The following is a 19,861-nucleotide window of genomic DNA, read 5'->3' as shown; positions in this document are numbered from 1 at the left end:
GCAGAAACCGATACATGCTCAAGACCACCAACTGCCCCGGCGCCGAGACCCTGGAACGGATGCTGCGCGAGGAACTCGGCGCGGAGGAGGCGGCGGCGGTCGGGGCCCACGTCGAGACCTGCCGGACCTGCGAGCGCGCCCTCGATCGCCTCGCCCGAGCCGAGGGCGGCCCGGTCGGTCGCTTGCTCGCCGGCCTGAATTGCCCGACCCCGGTCCTCTCGGTCGCCCCGCTCGTCGCGCGGATCGGGGAGCACCCTTCCGACGGTCGGAACGCCCCCCCGCCGGAGCCCGAGGTCTGGCCCGAGGTCCCCGGGTACGACATCCTCAAGGAACTCGGCCGCGGCGGGTCGGCGGTCGTGTACCAGGCGCGGCAGCGGTCGCTGAACCGGATGGTCGCGCTGAAGATGCTGCTGGCGCTGCCGCGGGGGGACAAAGAGGCGCGGGGGCGGCTCCTCCAGGAAGCGCGCGCGCTGGCCCGACTCCGGCACCCTAACATCGTCCAGATACACGACACCGGGGAGCACGGCGGGCGCCCGTTCTTCTCGCTCGAACTGGTCGAGGGGCCGACGCTCGCCGCCTGGGCGAGCGGCACCCCGCAGCCCTCGCGCACCGCGGCCCGGCTCGTGGCGGCCATCGCCCGGGCCGTCGAGTACGCCCACCAGAACGGCATCCTGCACCGCGACCTCAAACCCGCGAACGTGCTGCTCGCCTCCGACCCGTCCGCGGGCGATCCCGCGTTACCCGAGGTGAAGGTCTCGGACTTCGGGCTCGCGAAGGTGACGCACGATCCGCGGCACGAGCCGCTGACTGCGTCCGGCATGTTCCTCGGCACGCCGTCGTACACGTCCCCGGAGCAGGCCCGCGGGGCCGGGCACCCGGTCGGCCCCGCGGCCGACGTGTACTCGCTCGGCGCGATCCTGTACGAGCTGCTCGCCGGGCGCCCCCCGTTCCGGGCGGCCACGCCCCTGGACACGCTGCTCCAGGTGGCCCACGACGAGCCGGTGTCGGTGGCCCGGTTGCAGCCCCGGCTGCCCCGCGACCTCGTCACCATTTGCGGCAAATGTCTGGAGAAGAACCCGGCCCGCCGGTACCCCACGGCCGCGGCGCTCGCGGCCGACTTGCGGCGGTTCCTGAACCACGAGCCGATTCGGGCGCGCCCGGTCGGGCCGGTCGGCCGCGCGGCCCGCTGGGCGGTGCGGCGGCCCGCAATCGCCGGGCTCTTGCTGGCGCTGACCGCCGTCGCGGTGGCGGGGGTGGCCCTGGTGGCCGCCCAGTGGCGCGAGGCGGTCGCCGCCCGAAACCGGGCGGAAGCGCTGGCCGCGTCCGAAGTGGCCGCCCTGGCCGACGCCCGCGAGCAGAACGCCGCCGCGGTTACGGCGCGCCGGCAGGCGGAACGGGCCGCCGCCGAACTGCTCCTGGACCAAAGCATCGAACAGTGCGAGCGCGGAAACGTGGCCGCGGGGCTCGTGGGACTGCGGCGGGGCCTTGAGCGCGTGACGGCCGCGGGGCTCGACGCCCTCGAACCGGCCTTCCGGCTGAACATCGCCGCCTGGTCCGCGCGGCACGCCGCGCCGGAAGTGAGCCCGTCGCTCGGGTCGTCCGTCACCTCGATCGCGTTCATGCCCGACGGGCGCCGGCTGCTGGTCGGCCGCTGGTCGACCAACTCGCCCGCCGGTCCCGTGCCCGGACAGGCACAACTCTGGGACACGGACGGGTGGACCCCGGCAAGTCCTCCACTCGTTCACGGGAGCCCGGTTCTCGCGGTAGCCGTGAGCCCGGACGGGACGCACTTGCTGACGGGCGGTCAAGACGGCACGGTCCAGCTCTGGGATGCCAGAACCGGGAACCCGATCGGCGCGAAGCTGCGCGACCTGGCTACGGTCCATGCGGTCGCGTTCGCCCCAGACGGGCGGACGTTCGCGGCCGGCGGCGGCGCTCACGGCACCAACGAGCGCGGCGAAATCCGCATCTGGGAGACCGGCACCGGCCGCCCCGCCGCCCCCGTGATCGGTCAGCCCGGGCTCGTGGCTGCGGTCACCTACAGTCCGGACGGCACCGGGCTCGCGTCCGGCTGCGTCCTTCCGCCGTCCGCGTCCGGACCGGTCGGGGGGCAGGTGTGCTTGTGGGACCCGAAAACGGGCCAGCAAGTCGGCCCGACCCTCATGCACGCGGCGGCGGTTCGCACGATCGCGTTTGCCCCCGACGGTACCCACCTTGTGACCGGCGGCGAGAACCAAACGGTGATGGTCTGGGACCGCGCGACCGGTCAACGGCGCGGGCTGCCCCAGGTGTGCCCATACGTCGTGCTGGGGGCGGCGCACGGCCCGGACGGCCGGACCATACTCACCGGCGGGGGCGGGTTGGACCACGGCGGGAACTGCGCCCAGTTGTGGGACCTGTACAGCAGCCGGCCGCTCGGCGCGGCAATGGCCCACCCGGGCGCGGTTCAAGCCGTGGCGTACAGGCCGGACGGGCGGGGCTTCGCGACCGGGTGCCGGGACGGCCGGGTGCGGCTCTGGAAGTGTGACCACCTCCGGCCGGACCTCGAGCTGCCCCACTTCGGGTTGGCCCCGACCGTCGTCGCCTATAGCCCGGACGGGAGATGGCTCGTCTCCGCCGGTGCGGTGCCTGGACCCAACGGCGGGCGTAGCCGCATCTGGGACGCCACAACCGGTCGCTCCGTCGGCCCCGAATTGAAGCACACCGACCGGGTCACAGCGGCGACGTTCGCTCCCGGCGGTGATTCTTACACGGTCGGCTGCGCGAACGGGGCCGCCACAATTCATGAAACCGTCAGCGGCGCCCCGGTCGGCGCCCCCATCGCGGTCAGCGACCGCATCCACGACATCACGTATGACCCGGACGGCCGTACCGTGTTCCTGTTCAGCCCGAACGGCCCCGTCGGGCAGTGGAGCGCGGCGACCGGCCAGCGGGTTGTGTCCGACCGGGAACATGGGCCGAAACGCCCTTGGGACAAGCTGACCGGTCCGGACGGCCGCACGGCGATCGAGCGCGGCCCCGGCGGTTCCGCGCTGATTCACGACCTCGCCACGGGGCGCCCGGTCGGGCCGGAACTCGATCACGGCGGAGAGGTGATTCGGTTTGCTGGTTTCGCGGCGGGCGGTTCGCGGGTGTATACGGTCGCGGGGCGCCCGCCGTTCGAGGACCGATGCACGGTGCGCCTGTGGGACGCATCCACCGCGGGGCTCGTGGCGGTGCTCCCGCACCAAACGGCCGTCCGGGCGGTCGGGTGCCGGCCGGGAAGTGACCTGCTGGCGACCGGCGGCTGGGAGGGTGACGTCCGACTCTGGGACGCCCGAACCGGTCGGGCCGTCGGCCCGCGGTTACCGTGCGGGGGCAACGTCCACAAAGTTGTACTCGCGCCCGACGGCTACGCGGTCGCAGCGGTCGGTCAGGACCGGGTCCTGCGCGTGTGGCGAGTGCCCCCCATCGGCTCGAGCAGTCGCTCCGCCGCCCTCCCATCATCCCCTGACAACGAACCGATGCCGTAGACGCAGTGGCGGCTTTCGGTATGGGACATCAGTTTGGGTGTCTGATCGCGCATTTTTCTCGGGCGCTACCATGTGCCTGATACACGTACCCGGTAATACGGCCCCTTGTGTTGACGAGCCGCGACCGCCTGGGAGCGGGCTACGTGGCACCGTTCCCGGGCGGTCGCGGCTCGTCAACACAAGCGACACCGCAGACGGGTTCATGTATGAAAGCGGGGCGCGCTCGACGCCGGAACCATCGGTGCGCAGCCGCAGCGGCGTCAGGGAAAGCCCGCAAACCGCCCGCGCAGGCACGCACGCGACGACATCGGTTTGACCTCATGAGCCGCTTGGGATATTGTCTTTGGTGAGCCGGCCCGCACCGGGCCGCGGCGAGGTGCCGAGATGCCCGGTCCGCTCCCCGTCCCGTCCGGATCGCCGACCGGTCGGATACTCACCGTTGACGACGAAGACGGTATCTGCCGGCTCGTGGCCAGGGTGCTCCGGCCGCTCGGCCACACGGTGGACACGGTCGCCAGTGTGGGCGCGGCACTCGACCGCCTCGCGCGCGACACCTACGATGTCGCCCTGATCGACCTGAACATGCCCGGCCGCACGGGGCTCGACCTGATCGCGGCGATCGTCGCCGACGCGAACCCGGTGCTACCGATCCTGCTCACCGGGACGACCGACGTCGGTGCGGCGGTGGCCGCAATGAAGAGCGGCGCGTTCGACTACCTGCCCAAGCCGGTCGAGCCGGACGCGCTCGTGTGGGCGGTCGCCCGGGCCCTGAAAGCGGCGCGGACCCGGGTTCGCGAGCGCGCCCTGGAGAAGATCGCGTCCGAGTGGGCAACCACGTTCAACGCGTGCCCCGACGCGCTGCTCGTCCTCGGCGCCGACGGAACCGTGCTCAAGGCGAACCGTGCGGCTGCGCGGGCGGCCGGGAGCGGCCCCGACGTGCTCGTGGGCCGGAACGTCACCGACGTGTTCCCGGGCGGCCTGGGGGGCGACATCCGCGCGCAGCAGCAAGGGCGCCCCGCCGCGCCGCTGCGCGGGCACGACCCGGTGCGAGATTTGCACCTCCTTGCGACCGTTGACCCGGTCCGCCCGGGCGCCTGGATCGCCGTCGTCCGCGACGTGACGGAACTGGTGCGCGGCGCGGAGGAGCGGAAGCAGCTTTTGCGGCGCGTGCTTTCGGCCCAGGAGGACGAGCGCCGGCGCATCGCCCGCGACCTGCACGACGGGATCGGTCAGTCGCTCGTCTCGCTGACCGTCGGGATGGCTGGGCTGGACGGCGACGAACGGGTGGCGCGGCTCCAGCGGGTCGCGGCGGACGCGCTGGACGAGATCCGGCGGCTCGCCCACGGGCTGCGCCCGGCGGTGCTGGACGACCTGGGCCTGGTGCCCGCGCTCGAGCGGCTCACCGAAGTGTTCACCCGCGTTCACGGCGTGCGCGCGGAACTGCTCGTGCCCGACGGGGCGTTCCCCCGGCTGCCCGTCGAGATCGAATCGGCGCTTTACCGGATCGTTCAAGAGGCGCTCGCCAACGTGGCCAAGCACGCCCGCGCCCAAACCGTGGACGTGGTGCTCGAGGCCGGCTCCGGGTGGGCGCGGGCGTCCGTCACCGACGACGGGGTCGGGTTCGTGCCCGGACCCGGGGGCGGCATCGGGCTGACCGGAATCAAGGAGCGCGCCGCCGTCCTCGGCGGCGCGTGCCGAATCGACTCGACCGTCGGCCGCGGCACCGCGCTCGACGTGCGGCTCCCGTTACCGGAGTGACTCCAGTGCCCCGAACACGTATCGTCCTGGCCGACGACCACGTCATCCTGAGGGAGGGGCTGCGCGCGCTGATCAGCGCCCAGCCCGATCTCGAGGTGGTCGGCGAGGCCGCGTCCGGCGCGGAGACGGTCGAGTGCGTTCAGGCCACCGAGCCGCGCGTGCTCTGCCTGGACCTGTCGATGCCCGGGTGGGGTAGCGCCACGACCATCAACCGTGTGACCCAGCTCGCGCCGCGCACGCGGGTGCTGGTGCTCACCATGCACAACGACCCCGCCTACGTGCGCAGCGCGCTCGCGGCCGGCGCCGCCGGTTACTTCCTCAAAACCACCCCGTTCCCGGACTTGCTCGCCGCGATCCGCGCCGTCGCGACCGGCGCGCAGGTCATCGACCCGGCCCTCGGCGACGTTCTGGACGGCCCGCCCCCGCCCGCCGAGCGGTCGCAGCTCAGCCGCCGAGAAACGGAAGTGCTCGAGTTACTCGTCAAGGGGCTGACGCACCAGGAGATCGCCGACCTGTTGTTCTTGAGTGTCAAAACGGTTGAGACGTACCGGGCGCGGCTCCGCGAGAAGACCGGCCTGAAAACACGTGCGGACTACGTCCGCTACGGGATCGAGGCGGGGCTCCTCGGCCCCGCGGGCACCGAGGCCCCGAAACCTACCGAGGGGTGACCGGTGCGACGAGCTGCCCCCGAGCTCCCGCGGCGCGGTCGGCCGCTGCGTGTGATACACGAACGGGCAGTTGTGTCCGTTTGCTTCAAACGGCACATCAGTCATTCCGCTTTCGCACTGCGTCCCGGTTAGCTTCGGTGATAGTCGAGCCGACCGGGTGTAGCGTAGTGTTACCACAGTTCTCTCAGCTTTGCGGCCCCAAGGCACGGCGGAACAGGAACGACAGGAAGTACGAATCGGCCAGGAGTTCTGCGGGCGACAGTGACGCCAAGCCGACCGTGGCCGGGCGGTTCTTGATCGTGTTGTTCGAGAGCATGTAGCAAACGGACTCCGCGCGAAACGACGCCTCATGTTCCTCGTCCGACCGGCGGTCCGCCAAGCGCTCACTGTGCTGCCACGACAGCGGCATCACGAGTTCCGTCGGGAGCAACCGGCTCTGCCCGCGGTGGTCGGCAACGGACCGCTCCAGCGGCACCGAGCCGAGATCGAGCCACGCGAGCGGGCGGCGGGACCGAATGGCGTCGCACACGTGCCGGTAATGGCTCTCGATCACGGCCCCGCCCGGCGCGGTCGCCATGAAGCTGTTGCTCATGTAACCGAGCGGTTCGCGGTACCCCACGAACCCGGCCGCGTCCGCCGCATCGAACACGAAATCCAGGTTCCGCAGTACGACGCAATCCGCGTCCACGTACAGACCGCCGTAATGCCTCAGGAGGTACGCGCGGATGAAGTCCGCCTTTTGTGCCAGGGGGAGCGTGTCAATGGGCAGGTCGCGGTCGTTCCGGTGCAGCGCGTCGAACCCGGCGCGGTCCAGCACTTCAACCCGGGCGTTGTACTTGCGGATCGTTTGTAGGCAGAGATCGATGTAACCCGGGAGCGGACCTTCCCAGTACGCCCACACGGTTCGGGGTATGGGCGTGCCGGGAACGATGCCGGAGCCGGTTTCGTCTGCCGCACCGCGTTCGTACCGAATCAGCGGTTCGGGGGCGCGTTGCGCGTCCGGCCCCGGGTACCGGAACGCCGCCACGTAGTCCGCTTGCCGGAACCGCACGAGCCCGCGCTCGGCCGCAACCGCGTCCACGATCTTGCGCACGTCCGGCCAGTCCGGGTCCGGGTAATCGTGGCACGCCAGCACGCCGCCCGGTTCGAGCGCGGCCAGCGCGACCGCAAGATCGGCACGGACGTTCGCCGCGTCGTGCTCCCCGTCCACAAACACCAGCTCGAACGGCCCGCGCCCGGATACGGCATCCGCGAACTGTCCCTGGAGGAGGGACACCCGGTCGGCGACGCCGAACCTCTGGAGCCAGTCCAACGCGGGCGCGGGGTCGAGAGCATCGACCGACACCAGCTCGCGCGCCGACTGCGCCAAAGCGACGGTGCTGCGACCGCGGAACCGGCCGAGTTCGAGAACCCGCTTGCCGCGGGCCAGATCCCAAAGGGCGCGGCCCTCGGCGTAGGTCAACCACCCCGGCACCCCTTCCGGGTGTCGGTACGTGCTGCTGTCGGCAGTCGGTAACCGGAACTCGAGGTCGAAGTCGGGCGCGTACACCGGCGGCGTGCCGAACGCGCTCATGACCGGCGTGTGCTCGACTAGGCACGGCTCGGCGTACCAGAGCGGCCAACCGGCCCCGTTCGCGACCCCGAGCGCCCGCGCGTCCTGCCCGCCGGTGTGGTGGTCCCAGCGGTCGAGCATGATCTCGAGCGCGCCCCGGCTCAACACGTAGGCCTGTGAGCCCCACAACCGGGCCTTCTGCCACCGCCAGTTCGGGCCGTTCGCAAGATCCGGACGGGCGAGCCGGTACCCGAGTTCCGGGCACCGCCGCGCCCACGGGTTTTGAATCGTATCCGGTATGAACAAGCTGCCCCACTGAAGTTGCCCCGTCGTGATCGGGTGCCAGCGGGTCAGGTTTTCCCAGAAGAAGCGACCGACGCGAACGTCGTCTTCGAGGAGGACGGTCCACCAGCACCCGTCGTCCCATGCTCGCTGAAGCGCGGACCGGTACATCCGGGACGTGCTGGACCACCCGACCGGCCAGTCGGCCGGTTGGCGAAGCACTTTCGGCGGGCAGGGCCAGTCGCTGGCGGCGAGGGCCGCGAGCGTCTGGTCCAGCACACGTTCGCGACCGGGGCAGGTAATGACGTAAAGGCCGAAATGGGGCAGTGTGAGCATCGGGTGGTCAGGCAACAAAGAGGGCAACCGACATCATTAGAGCGCGGGGAGCGGGGGCGGCGGGGGCGGCCACGCATCGAACGCGACGGCCCGATCCGCCGCCCCTGTTCCACCTCCCGGCAGGCACCCGGCGCAACAGTCGACCGCGCCCGTGCCGCCCGCGTAGAACTGCTGAGTAACGGGATCCATCCACTGCTGCCCGGTCCACAACCACGCGATGGCGGTCAGCGGGAGATCGGCGCTCGGGCTGGCAGGATTCCAACCGGGAACCGGCACATTATGCGCGCACCAATACATATTGACCGGCTCGGCGTCGACATCGCCTGGTTGAATCGGGTCCGGTGACGGCAGCGGAGGCGGAGGCACGTGCCCCGAAAGGACACGAACCCGGACGAACGGTTTGAGCCCGCTACCGACGCACTCGTCCGTACCACCCAAGACACCGGTTGAGCCGCGAACACAAATTGTTCCACCGACGCCAGAGCCGGAACCCGAGCCCGAGCCCGAGACCACAACGTGGAGGTAACCTGTCGGACACTGGATCTCCACAATCCCCCCATTTTATTCGATAATGAAGTACCGCGCCGTGGTGACCGTCATGGTTGCGCTACAGAAAATCCCAAACTCACCTGCAAAATGGTCGCCACCCGAAAACATCTTAATCGCCTGCGCAAAAGTGTAATCATTCACTAGCTTTTTGCATTCGTTCCCGTTCCAGCGGATTTGGAGACTCACGGGCTGCGTTCGCACCTCAAGCTCAATGAGTTGCTCGCCAACAGCGGGTGAAGAGACATGCTCCGTCCCGAAGCCCATCGAACTGGGAATGGTGATCGCCGGTTTGGCCGGTTTGACCGGGTTGACCATGTAGCGGGACCAGAGCAACGCATATTCGAGCCCCGGTCCGTGTCTCACATGCTGCAAGTCAATTCGCTGGCACACGAATTTTTTCTCGGCGTCAAACTGCCCACCAAAATAGACGCCGCAACCACCGTTCCACAGGACCGGCCGGAACCCAACTTGAACCTTGTACCAACGCGAATTCGCGTCACCAAGCCGCAACAATGACGGCCGTTGCGTGACGATGGTTAACACTTCCTTATCGGCATCGAGACGAACTGAAGACACATCCAACGGTTGCCACAATCGTTTTTCGGGTGGTCTGGTTAGTAGGTTATGCCACTTGTTCGGGCCGAGCGGGATGTCACGTTCTGGAGCGTCGCTTTCCGGCTTGTCGGTGCGTGAAGCGGCGGCTGTGAAAGGGCCTCGCAAGAGGGACGCGCCAACGCCGCCCGCAACGGCGGCAAGCATCACCGCGGCCAAGATCCACCGCCGCCGATGGGCCGGACGGCGATGAGGTCGCACGGGGGTAACGTTCGGCGCCGTGACCGCGCCGGCCGTCGTGAGTGCGGTGAGGTCGGCCCCGGCGGCCAGTTCAGCCAGTTCGGCCGCGACCTCACCGGGCGTTGCCGGACGATGGTCGGGGTTCTTGGCCAGCATCCGGAGCATGAGGTCGCAGAGCGCCGGCGGTGCGTCCGGGCGGCGGTCGGTGATCGCAGGCGGCGGGTCTTGCTGGTGCGCGCACATCAGGCGCAAAAACGAGTCCGGTCCCGAGCCGGGAAACGGCGCCTCAGCGGTGAGCAGAGCGAACAGGGTGCAACCGAGGCTGTAAATGTCCGCGCGGATATCGACCGCGTGGGTCTGCGTCCACTGCTCCGGGGCCATGTACTCGGCCGTTCCCATCACCTCGCCGACCCGCGTCAGTTCGTCGGGGCCGGCGCTCCGGAGCCGCGCCAGCCCCAGGTCCAGCACCTTCACCTGCCCGGCCGCGGACAGCATCAGGTTGGACGGCTTGATGTCTCGATGGATCAGACCGTGGTCGTGTGCACCTTGGAGCCCGAGCGCGGCCTGCCGGACCAGCTCGCACGCCTCCGGCACCGGCAGCGGCCCGCGTGCGTGCAACAGCCCGGAAAACGTCACCCCGTCGATCAGTTCCATCACGAGGAAGTGGACCCCATCCGCTTCACCCGCGTCGGTGGCCCGAACCAAGTTCGAGTGCTCGACGCCGCCGACGATCTCCATCTCGCGCTGGAAGCGTGCCACCGCGCGGTCGTCCCGCACCAGCCGCGGGTCCAGCACCTTGACCGCCACCGGCTTCTTGAGCCGCACGTGCTCGGCCCGGTACACGGTCCCCATCCCGCCGCGTCCGAGCGGCTCGGCCAGTCGGTACTGCCCCAGTTGTCCGGGGACGGATCGGGTTCGGTTCGGCGTCCAGTAGCGGTTGAGTTGCGGGGTGCTTTCCCGGTTAAGGTCCCCCTGAAGGGTGATGCTGGTCGCGCCGTCCATCCGCAGCATCGCCGCCTCGCACCCCGTGCAGCGCGACACGTGAGCCCCGATCGCGTCCATCTCCGGGGCCGGGAGTTCGGCGCAGAGAAACGCGGCCAATTCGGCCCGGGACGGGCACGGCTGATTAGTGCTGTGGTGTTCGTGACTCATCAACGGTCCCTTACGGCCGCAGCCCCGGGCCGGCGGTTCGCACTTCGAGCCATCTGCCCGTCCGACGAGCACCTTGTAAAGAGATACGACAGACAGTTTACCACGCCGGGCGTCGGCCGCACTCGTTTTCCAATCCGGAAATCTTCTCACCCGCTCGGCGAACGAATTGCACTCGCACGACACCTGAAGATATGGAAGTAGTTTGCGGTGCAAAGCTGATGTTATGTCGATCGGGTCGGCCCGGCGAGTCGATCTGGGCGGCTTGAAGTGGGATTCAAGACTGGCACGAGCGATATTGTGCCGGAGCCCCGCAAAACAAACCAAGTGTGCGTCACGCACCGAGGCACGGCGGTACCGCATTCCAGACGGAAGCGGTACCGGTTCGGAACCTCAGCCGCGGGCGCGTTCGGGCATGATGAACGCCTTCCCGGACCGCTGGAGGATGTCGTAGTTGGACCCGGTGAGGGGGAAGTCCTTGGTCGCCAGCCGCTTCACCTTCGTTTTCCCATTGGCCGTCTCTTCAACCACGTCGCCGGGTTTGGGGTCCAGCACAGGGACGCTCTCGGCCGCGACCGCGATGCGGTCCGGGCGCGCGCCCTTGCCGAGCATCTCGATGAACGTGTCGAGGCTCTCGGATTGGAGGCAGAAGGTCCCGATCACGAGTTTCAGGCGGTACGTCTTGGCCATCCAAAGGGCCGCGACGGGGTCGGTGTAGAAGTACGCGATTTTGGTCACGGCGCGCTTTCGCAGGTTGATGGAAAGAGCACATCTTATCTGGCCCTGGGGAGTACAAAAACCCCGACCGGCGGCGAGCCGGCTGAACGAGGGAGCCGTGACCGAAACCGACCGCGCCGCGTTTCTGGCGGCCATCCTGGACCACCCGGCGGACGACACGCACCGGCTGGTGTACGCGGACGCGCTGCGCGAGAGCCCGCGGCCGTTCGACCGGGAGCACGGCCGGTTCCTGTGGGCGGGGGTGACTCTGGCCGGGTACCGCGGGTCCGAGCCCGCCACCGACGGCACGTTCTTCGACGCCGTCCGCGAGCAAACGGAGAGCGCCCCGCCGGTGCTGGCCGCACAGGTGAAGCGGCTCCGGGGGTGGGACTGGCCCGAATGCGCCTGGGACAACGACGCCGCCGCTCCGGACCGGGTGACGGTCACCCGCGTCCCGGAGCCGGTCCCGGGCGAGAGCCCCCGCGAGCGCCAGACCCGCCGCCGGCGCCGCACCCTCGGGCCGGCGGTGATCTGGGAGCGCGGGTGCGTCACCGCCGTGCGACTCGCGCTCCGGGAGTGGATCACCGAAGGCGGCGCGTACCTGGCGCGCTGCCCGATCGAGCGCGCGGAGCTGACGGACACGCCCGGCCTCGTTGTGCGATTGCGGGGCGACGCGACGGACTGGCGTGTCGAGTTATCGCTTCGCCTGCCCGCGGCGGCGGACGGGTCACGGCCGGCCCTCACCCTGGCCCGCGAGTGCTCCGTCGGCGCGATTCCGGCGGACCGGCGCGGGTCCGTGTTCGACGAGGTGCTGGGCGGTCCGTTTCTCACCCACCTCCTCGCCGACCTGCGCACCGACGCCGGCGACCGCTGGCCCAGAGGTTAGTACCAAACCGCGTATCAGATGTGTTCCGGCGGCGCTTTTGTGCGTGGGCGGCCGTGCGGTCCGATGCCCACGGCCCACGGTCGCGGTATGAATTTCCCCTTGATCCCGACGCGCCACGTAACTCAGGCGGAAGGTTTCGGCAGCGGTCCCGAGCCGCAAGCACGGTATAGTGGAGGGGCGAGCCCGACCGACGTGACGGACCGTGCGCCGATGCGGCGGACGCCGGGGTCGCCTGGGACCGGGGAGCCGGGTCGGCGGGCGGGAGTCGATCATGCATGCGGGGTGGGGGCGGCACCTGGGGGCGGTCGCGCTACTGGCGCTGGCTTACGGCACCGCCGGTAAGTTGGGCCTCCTCGTCGCCATCCCGCCGGGGTACGCCACCCCGATCTGGCCGCCCGCCGGGATCGCGCTCGGCGGCTTACTCGTGCTCGGGCCGCGCGCGTGGCCCGGGGTGTGGCTCGGGTCGTTCGGGGCCAACGTCTGGTTAAGCCGGGGCGAACCGGCCCCCGAGCTGGCCGCCGCGATCGCCACCGGCGCGGCGCTCCAGGCGCTCACCGGGGCGTGGCTGGTGCGCCGCTGGGTCGGGCTCCCGGCCCCGCTCACCCGCGGGCGCCACGTCCTCTCGTTCCTGCTCATCGCCGGCCCGGTCCACGCCCTGCTCAACGCCACCGTCAGCGTTGGCGCGCTGGCCCTCGCCGGGGTCACGCCGCCCGCCGAGGTGCCGCTCAACTGGTTCACCTGGTGGGTCGGCGACGCGCTCGGCGGGATCGTGTTCGCGCCCCTGCTGCTGGGGCTGTTCGCGCACCCCCGTGAGGTGTGGCGGCCCCGCATTGCCACGGTCGCGCTACCGCTGCTGTCCCAGTTCGGGCTGTTCGCGGCGATGTTCCAGCTCGACCTCGTGAACACCGGGCCGCGCGACGAGCGGCTGTGGCTGGTGGTGACCGTGAGCCTGGGGCTGACCGGCGCGCTGGGCGGGTGGCTGCTCCGCGCCACGGGCCGCGAGGCGCTGGTGCGCGACGAGCTCCGCGCGCGCACCGCGGAGCTGCACGCCGAAGTCGCGGAGCGGAAGCGCGCGGAGGAGCGGTTCCGGGCGCTGGTGGAGCGCGGGTACGAGGGGATCACCTGCTGCTCGGTCGACGGCCGCGTCACGTACACGAGCCCGAGTAACGTCCGCCTGGACGGTCGCCCGCCCGACGAGGTGCTCGGCACCGACGCGTTCTCCTACGCCCACCCCGACGACCGCCCGGCGGCCCGGGCCGCCTGGGCCGAGGTGCTCGCCCGCTCTGAGCACCCCACCGGGCTCACCCTGCGCGTCGCGCACAAGGACGGCTCCTGGATGTGGGTCGAGGCGGTGGCCCGGAACTGCACCGCCAACCCGGCGATCGGGGGCGTGGTGCTCAACTGGCGTGACGTGACCGAGCGCAAGCGGGCCGAGGACGCGCTGCGCGAGAGTCACCGGCTCACGACCGCGATCAACCAGACGATCCCCGACGCGGTGTACATCTACGACTTGGTCGCGCAGCAGCCGGTGTACCTCAGCCCCCAGAACGCCGGCACCCTCGGCTACACCCTCGACGAGCTGCGCCAACACGAGCACGACTTCATCCCACGGCTCATGCACCCCGACGACCGGCCCCGGCTCGACGAGCACCTGCGGCGGCTCGGCGCGGACGGCACGGGCGCGGTGGCCGAGTTCGAGTACCGGATGCGCGCGCGGGACGGCTCGTTCCGCTGGTTCCGGAGCCGCGACACGGTGTTCGAGCGCGCCGCGGACGGGCGACCGACGCAGGTCCTCGGGGTGGCCCGGGATGTCACCGCGCGGGTCCGCACCGAGGCCGAGCTGCGCGCGAGCGCCGAGCGGCTCCGCGCCCAGCAGGCGGCCCTCGCCGAGATGATCCGCGACGAGCCCCCGGCGGCGGACGACCCGGACGCCGTTTTGCGGCGGTACTGTGCCGCCGCCGCCCGGATCCTGGGCGCCGAGCGGGTGGCGGTGTGGCTGCTCACCCCGGACCGGCGGGCGCTCCGGTGCCGGGCGCTCTACGAATCCTTCCCCGGCACCGCAGGCGGGGAGGACGCCACGCGCGAAGGCTCCGTCGTCACGCTGGCGTCCCTCGGGCTCCGCAACGCCCCCGCGCCGGCGCTCCCGGCCCCCTGGGGCGGAACCGGGGCCGTGCTGGACGCGCCGGTCCTGCTCTCCGCGCGGCTCGAGGGCGCCGTGTGCTGCCAGCAGGCGGGCGCCCGGACGTGGAAAGACGACGAGCAGTCGTTCGTGCTGGCGGTCGCGAACGTCGTCGCGCTGGCGCTCGAGCGCGGCCGGCGCCAGCGGGCCGAGCGCGCCCTGCGCCGCTCGCACGAGGAGCTGGAGCGCCGCGTCGCGGACCGCACCGCCGAACTGTCCCGCAGCGAGCAGCGGCTCGCCCGGACCCTCGACGCGGCCAGCGACGGGCACTGGGAGTGGGACCTGCCGACCGGGCGGATCGAGTTCAGCCCGCAATGGCTCCGGCTCCTCGGGTACGAGCCGTACGACGCCCCGGGGCGGGCGGAGTTCCTCCGCGCCATCGTCCACCCGGACGACGCGCACCTGGTAGGACGGCCGCTCGCAGACGGCGCACCGGCCGAAGAGCACGAGCTCCGGCTGCGAACCAAGGCCGGAACCGACCTCTGGGTCCTGGACCGCCGGAAGGTCGTGTCCCGCGACGGCGCCGGCGCGCCGACCCGGGTGGTGGGGACCATCACCGACATCAGCGCTCGGAAGGAGATGGAGGCCCGGCTCCGGGCCAGCGAGACCCGGTTCCGGCTGCTCGTCGAGCACGCCACCGACGGCATCTTCCTCCACGGCCCCGACGGCGCGGTGCGGGACGCCAACCCGCGGGCGTGCGAGAGCCTCGGGTACACCCGCGCGGAGCTGCTGGGTATGACCGTCCGCGACTTCGACCCCACCGCGGGACCCGGCACTTTGGCGGCGGTGCTCGCCCAGCTCGACGCCGGCCGCTCCATGTCCTTCGACTCGGCCCACCGGCGCAAGGACGGGAGCACGTTCCCGGTCGAGGTGCGGATCAACCCGTTCCACCTGGACGGGGAGCGGGTGGCCCTGTCGGTGGTTCGCGACATCACCGACCGGAAGCGGGCCGAGGAGTCGCTCCGGGAGAGCGAGGCCAAGTACCGGGCGCTGTTCGAGTCCTCCGGCGACGCCATCCTCCTGATGGACGGGGACCGGTTCTCCGACTGCAACGCCCGCACGCTGGAAATGTTCGGGTGCGACTCGCGGGCGCAGATCGTCGGCCGCCCGCCGTACGAGTTCTCGCCGCCCCAACAGCCGGGCGGGCGCGACTCGACCACGCTCGCGCTGGAGAAGATCGGCGCCGCGCTCGCCGGCGCGCCGCAGCGGTTCGCCTGGACGCACGCCCGGCTCGACGGCACCCCGTTCACCGTCGATGTGAGTTTGAACGCCGTCACCGTCGGGGGCCGGCAACTGCTCCAGGCGATCGTGCGGGACACCACCGAGCGGGACCGGGCCGACCGCCAGCTCCGCGCGTCCCTGCGGGAAAAGGAGACGCTGCTCCGCGAGGTCCACCACCGGGTCAAGAACAACCTCCAGGTGATCGCCAGCCTGCTCTACTTCCAGGGGCAGAAGCTCCGCGACCCGGCCGCGCTGGCCGCCGTCGGCGAGTGCCGCGACCGGCTCCGGTCCATGATCCTGCTCCACCAGAAGCTGTACCAGGCGGACCACCTGTCCCGGGTCGACGCAGCTGATTACATTAAGACACTAGTCAGTGAGTTGCAAACCTCTTATTCCGTGCTAATCTCGACGGTGTCCCTTGAGGTGCGAGCCGAACCGCTCCCGCTGCCGGCGGAGACGGCCCTGCCGGTGGGCATGCTGGTGTGCGAGCTGGTCACCAACGCGCTCAAGTACGCGTTCCCGGACGGGCGCGCCGGCCGGGTCCGGGTGTCCCTCCGCGCGGCCCCCGACGGCCGGGCGGAACTCGAGGTTGCCGACGACGGGGTCGGCCTGCCGGCCGGCTTCGTCCCGGGTACGCAAGGGGGGTTCGGTTGGCAGCTCATCGAGAGCCTGACCCGGCAACTCGGGGCCGAGCTGCGCGTTGCCCCGCCCCCCGGCACCCGGATCGACATCACCGTGCCCTGGACGCCCGGCGAGTGACATCACCGTCCGGTTGCCGGCGAGTGTTGCGTTGTGCCGCGAACGTTCCGGCCTGCGCCACAACGCCCCGCCCCCTGACAACCGGGCCGCGCACGAACCGTTCGCCCGACCGCCCATGACCACCGGACCCACCGACCGCCCATGAACGCCCACCCGCGCGTATTTATCGTCGAGGACGAAGCGCTCATCGCGATGGAGCTGCGGGACCGCCTCACGCGCCTCGGGCACGACGTGTGCGGGGTGGCCGCGCACGGCGAGCGCGCGCTCGAGCAGATCCCGCCGGCCGGCCCCGACCTCGTGCTGATGGACGTGTGCCTGGCCGGGCGGATGGACGGGATCGAAACGGCGTGCCGGCTCCGGACCGCCTGCGACGCGCCGGTCGTGTTCCTGACCGCGTTCTCGGACGCCGAGCTGCTGAGCCGGGCGGCGGACGCCCGCCCGTTCGGGTACCTGGTCAAGCCGTTCGACGAGCGCGAGCTGAACGCCACGATCCTGATGGCGCTCGCCAAGCACCGGCTGGACCGGGCGGCCCGCGCGGCGCACAACCAGTTGGAGGAGCGGGTGCGGGAGCGCACCGCCGAACTGGAGCGGGCCAACGCGCGGCTGCGGGACCGCGAGCTGCTCCTCTCCGGCATCAACACGAACCTCGTCGGCGCCGCGGTGTACCGGCTCGTGTTCGACCCGGCGGAGCGTATGCGCTGCACCTATCTCAGCCCGAACGCCGCGGCCCTGCTCGGCGCCCCGACCGATCCCCTGCTCGAACAGCCCGAACGGTTCTTCGACCTGGTCACCGCGGAGGACCTGCCGCGGGTGCGAGCGTCGATCGCGGAGACGCTCCGCACCGGGGCCAACGATGTCGTCGAGGCGCGGCTCCGGCACGCCGACGGCGGGGTGCGGTGGTTCCAGTTCCGGTCGCGGCTCGTGGAGCGGCTGCCGGACGGGTCCCAGGTCCGCGACGGCGTGGCCACCGACGTGACCGCCGCGAAGGAGACCGAGCAGGCGCTGCGGGAAAGCGGCGACCAGCTCGCCCGCCTCAACGCCGGGCTGGAAGAAGAGGCCCGGCGCCGCGCCGCGGCCCTGCTCCGCAGCGAGCAACGGTACAGCGACCTCGGGGAGCGCATCAACGACGCCCTGGTCCGCGACGACGTCGCCGGGCGGCTGGTGTACGCCAACCGGCGGTTCCGGGAGTGGTTCGGGGAGCTCGACCGCCCGGCCGGCGGCGCCGCGCTGGAGGACCACGCGGCCCCCAAGTGGCGGGCCGCCCTGCGCGATCGGCACGACCGGCTGGTGCGCGGCGAGGCCGTGCCCGACCGGTTCGAGTACGAGGGGGTACGATCCGACGGCAGCCGGGTGTGGCTCGAGGCCCATGTCACGCCGGTCGCCGAGGACGGGCGCACCGTCGGCACGCAGGCGGTGCTCCGCGACGTCACCGCCCGCAAGCGCACCGAGACGGTGCTCCGCTTCCTTTCGACCGAACTCGCCCGCCTCACCGGGCCGGAGTTTTTCACCGCCGTCGCCCGCCAGTTGGCCGCCGTGCTGGGCGCCGAGGTGGGGTTCGTGGCCGAGCTGCTCCCGCACACGTCCCCGCCGCGGGTGCGAACGCTCGGCCTCTGCGTCGACGGCGCGCCGCAGCCCGAGCACGAGCGCGCCCTGACCGGCAGCCCGTGCGAGGCGGTCCTGCACCGGGACGTGGTCCTGTACCCGGACCGGGTCCAGGAGCAGTTCCCGGCCGAACACGGGCTCGCCGCGCTCGGCGCGCGCGGGTACGCCGCGGTCGCGCTGCTGGACCGGTCCGGGAAGCCGCTCGGGCACCTCGGGGTCGTGAGCCGCGGGCCGCTCCGCGACGCCGAGGAGATCGAACCGGTCCTCCAACTGTTCGCGGTCCGGGTCGGGGCCGAGATCGAGCGCCAGCACGGGGCGCGGATGTTCCACAACCTGTTCGAGTTCGCCCCCGACGCGATCGTGATGACCGACCCCCAGGGCACGATCCGCCTGGCCAACCGCCAGGCCGAAGAGCTGTTCGGCTGGCCGCGCGCCGAACTGCTGGGGCGCCGTGCCGAGACGCTTCTGGTGCCCGAGCACCGGGACCGGCACGTCCTGAACCGTGCCCGGCACTCCGGCACCGACACGCCCTTACCGGTCGGCCCTAAAACCCCGGACCTCCGCGCGCTCCGCAAGGACGGCACGGTGTTCCCCATCGAGGTGCGGACGGCCCCGCTGGAGGTGGACGGGGTGTGGGTGACCGCGGCGGCGGTTCGCGACGTGACCGAGCGGCACCGGCTGGAGCGGCAGATCAACCGCGCGCACCGGCTCGAGGCGATCGGCACGCTGGCCGGGGGCATCGCTCACGACCTGAACAACGCGCTGGCGCCCATCACAATGGCGCTCCAGACGCTCAAGCACAGTTGTCCGGACCAGTCGGAGTTGCTCGACGTACTCGAGGCCGGCGCGGCGCGGGCCGCCGGTATGGTGCGACAGCTCCTCACGTTCGCAAAGGGGGGCGAAGAAAACGCCCGGATCACCGTTTCGGCCCGCACGGTGGTGACCGAGGTGGAGAAAATCGTCCACTCGACGTTCCCGAAGAACATCGCCCTGACGGTCGCCATACCGCCCGGGCTGCCGGCCCTTCTGGCCAACCCGACGCAACTGCACCAAGTGCTGCTGAACATGTGCGTCAACGCCCGCGACGCGATGCCCGCCGGCGGCGCGCTGGCCCTCTCCGCCGAAGCCGCGGAGCTGGACCAAGCCGCCGCGGACGCGCTCGCCGAGTTCGGCGCGCGCCCCGGCGGCTACGTCGTGCTCAAGATCGCGGACACCGGCGTCGGAATCCCTGCGGAGGTGGCGGAACACATTTTCGAGCCGTTCTACACCACGAAGGGAGCGGACACGGGCACCGGGCTGGGGCTGTTCAGCGCGCTGGGGATCGTGAAAAGCCACGGCGGCTTCATCCGGGTGGCGTCGGCGCTGGGACAGGGGACGACGTTCGCGGTGTACCTCCCGACCAGTTCGGACCCGTCCCGGAGCGGGACCCTGCCGCGGGCCGAAGCGCCCGTTCGGGGTGCCGGTCAAACGGTGCTCGTGGTGGACGACGAGGCCCCGATCCGCCAGCTCGTGAGCCTGCTTCTGAGTCGCGCGGGGTTCGCCGTCCGCACCGCCGCGAACGGGACCGCGGCGCTCACGGAGGCGGCGGCGCTCGGGGATCAACTGGCCGCGATCGTCACCGACTTCCACATGCCGGGGGTGAGCGGGGCCGAACTCGTCGCCGAGTTGCGGCGGGAGCGCCCGCACGTGCCGATCGTCGTAGCCAGCGGGCTGCTGGGGGCGGCGGAACTGTCCGAACTCCGCGCCCTCGGCGTCGAGCACACGCTCAACAAGCCTTACTCACAGGGCCAGTTGCTCAAGGTGCTCAACACCGTGATGGCCGCGGCCCCGGCCCACTGATTACCGCACCGGGATCGAACCCGCTGACAGAAGCCGGTTACAGAATACAGCGGAGATCCG

Annotated in this window: 10 protein-coding genes; 6 read left to right on the top strand and 4 right to left on the bottom strand. The window is 71.1% G+C overall.

All coding sequences use genetic code 11. From position 1 onward, the window contains the following. The first annotated feature begins 14 nt into the window (after positions 1-14). The 3 genes from R5W23_RS22275 (at position 15) to R5W23_RS22265 (ending at position 5,938) form a co-directional block, all read left to right on the top strand. Positions 15-3,512, top strand: coding sequence for a WD40 repeat domain-containing serine/threonine protein kinase (locus R5W23_RS22275; RefSeq protein ID WP_320688191.1), 3,498 nt, complete (start codon positions 15-17; stop codon positions 3,510-3,512). A 384-nt stretch (positions 3,513-3,896) separates the two neighbouring features. Next, positions 3,897-5,270: a response regulator gene (locus tag R5W23_RS22270; RefSeq protein WP_320688190.1), complete on the top strand. Its 1,374-nt coding sequence runs from the start codon at positions 3,897-3,899 to the stop codon at positions 5,268-5,270. 5 nt (positions 5,271-5,275) lie between these two features. Then, positions 5,276-5,938, top strand: a complete 663-nt coding sequence (locus tag R5W23_RS22265) for a response regulator transcription factor (protein WP_320688189.1) — start codon at positions 5,276-5,278, stop codon at positions 5,936-5,938. Between the two features lie 184 nt (positions 5,939-6,122). On the opposite strand, the gene R5W23_RS22260 is transcribed toward R5W23_RS22265, so the two are convergent. The 4 genes from R5W23_RS22260 to R5W23_RS22245 all read right to left on the bottom strand — a co-directional run bounded on the left by R5W23_RS22260 (position 6,123) and on the right by R5W23_RS22245 (position 11,336). Further along, on the bottom strand, positions 6,123-8,108 hold the full coding sequence (locus R5W23_RS22260) for a class I SAM-dependent methyltransferase (RefSeq protein WP_320688188.1): 1,986 nt from the start codon (positions 8,106-8,108) through the stop codon (positions 6,123-6,125). Positions 8,109-8,144: 36 nt separating this feature from the next. After that, a complete protein-coding gene (locus tag R5W23_RS22255) occupies positions 8,145-8,297 on the bottom strand; it encodes a hypothetical protein (protein ID WP_320688187.1) in 153 nt (50 codons plus the stop codon). 372 nt (positions 8,298-8,669) lie between these two features. After that, positions 8,670-10,460, bottom strand: a complete 1,791-nt coding sequence (locus tag R5W23_RS22250) for a serine/threonine-protein kinase (RefSeq protein ID WP_320688186.1) — start codon at positions 10,458-10,460, stop codon at positions 8,670-8,672. Between the two features lie 531 nt (positions 10,461-10,991). Then, positions 10,992-11,336 (bottom strand): hypothetical protein, encoded by a 345-nt coding sequence (locus R5W23_RS22245; RefSeq protein ID WP_010036333.1) that lies wholly within the window; start codon positions 11,334-11,336, stop codon positions 10,992-10,994. A gap of 97 nt (positions 11,337-11,433) precedes the next feature. Here R5W23_RS22245 and R5W23_RS22240 point away from each other — a divergent pair, with 97 nt between their 5' ends. The 3 genes from R5W23_RS22240 to R5W23_RS22230 all read left to right on the top strand — a co-directional run bounded on the left by R5W23_RS22240 (position 11,434) and on the right by R5W23_RS22230 (position 19,801). After that, on the top strand, positions 11,434-12,201 hold the full coding sequence (locus tag R5W23_RS22240) for a TIGR02996 domain-containing protein (RefSeq protein WP_320688185.1): 768 nt from the start codon (positions 11,434-11,436) through the stop codon (positions 12,199-12,201). Between the two features lie 271 nt (positions 12,202-12,472). Continuing rightward, the gene (locus R5W23_RS22235) at positions 12,473-16,360 is read left to right on the top strand and encodes a PAS domain S-box protein (protein ID WP_320688184.1); all 3,888 of its coding nucleotides are present in this window, start codon (positions 12,473-12,475) and stop codon (positions 16,358-16,360) included. A 141-nt stretch (positions 16,361-16,501) separates the two neighbouring features. After that, entirely contained in the window at positions 16,502-19,801 is a 3,300-nt protein-coding gene (locus tag R5W23_RS22230; RefSeq protein WP_320688183.1) for a hybrid sensor histidine kinase/response regulator, read from the top strand. The last annotated feature ends 60 nt before the right edge of the window (positions 19,802-19,861 follow it).

This window comes from Gemmata algarum, assembly GCF_034097035.1.
GTDB lineage: Bacteria > Planctomycetota > Planctomycetia > Gemmatales > Gemmataceae > Gemmata > Gemmata algarum.
Note: the sequence above shows the minus strand (reverse complement) of the source record. Positions and strands in the feature narration are given on the sequence as shown.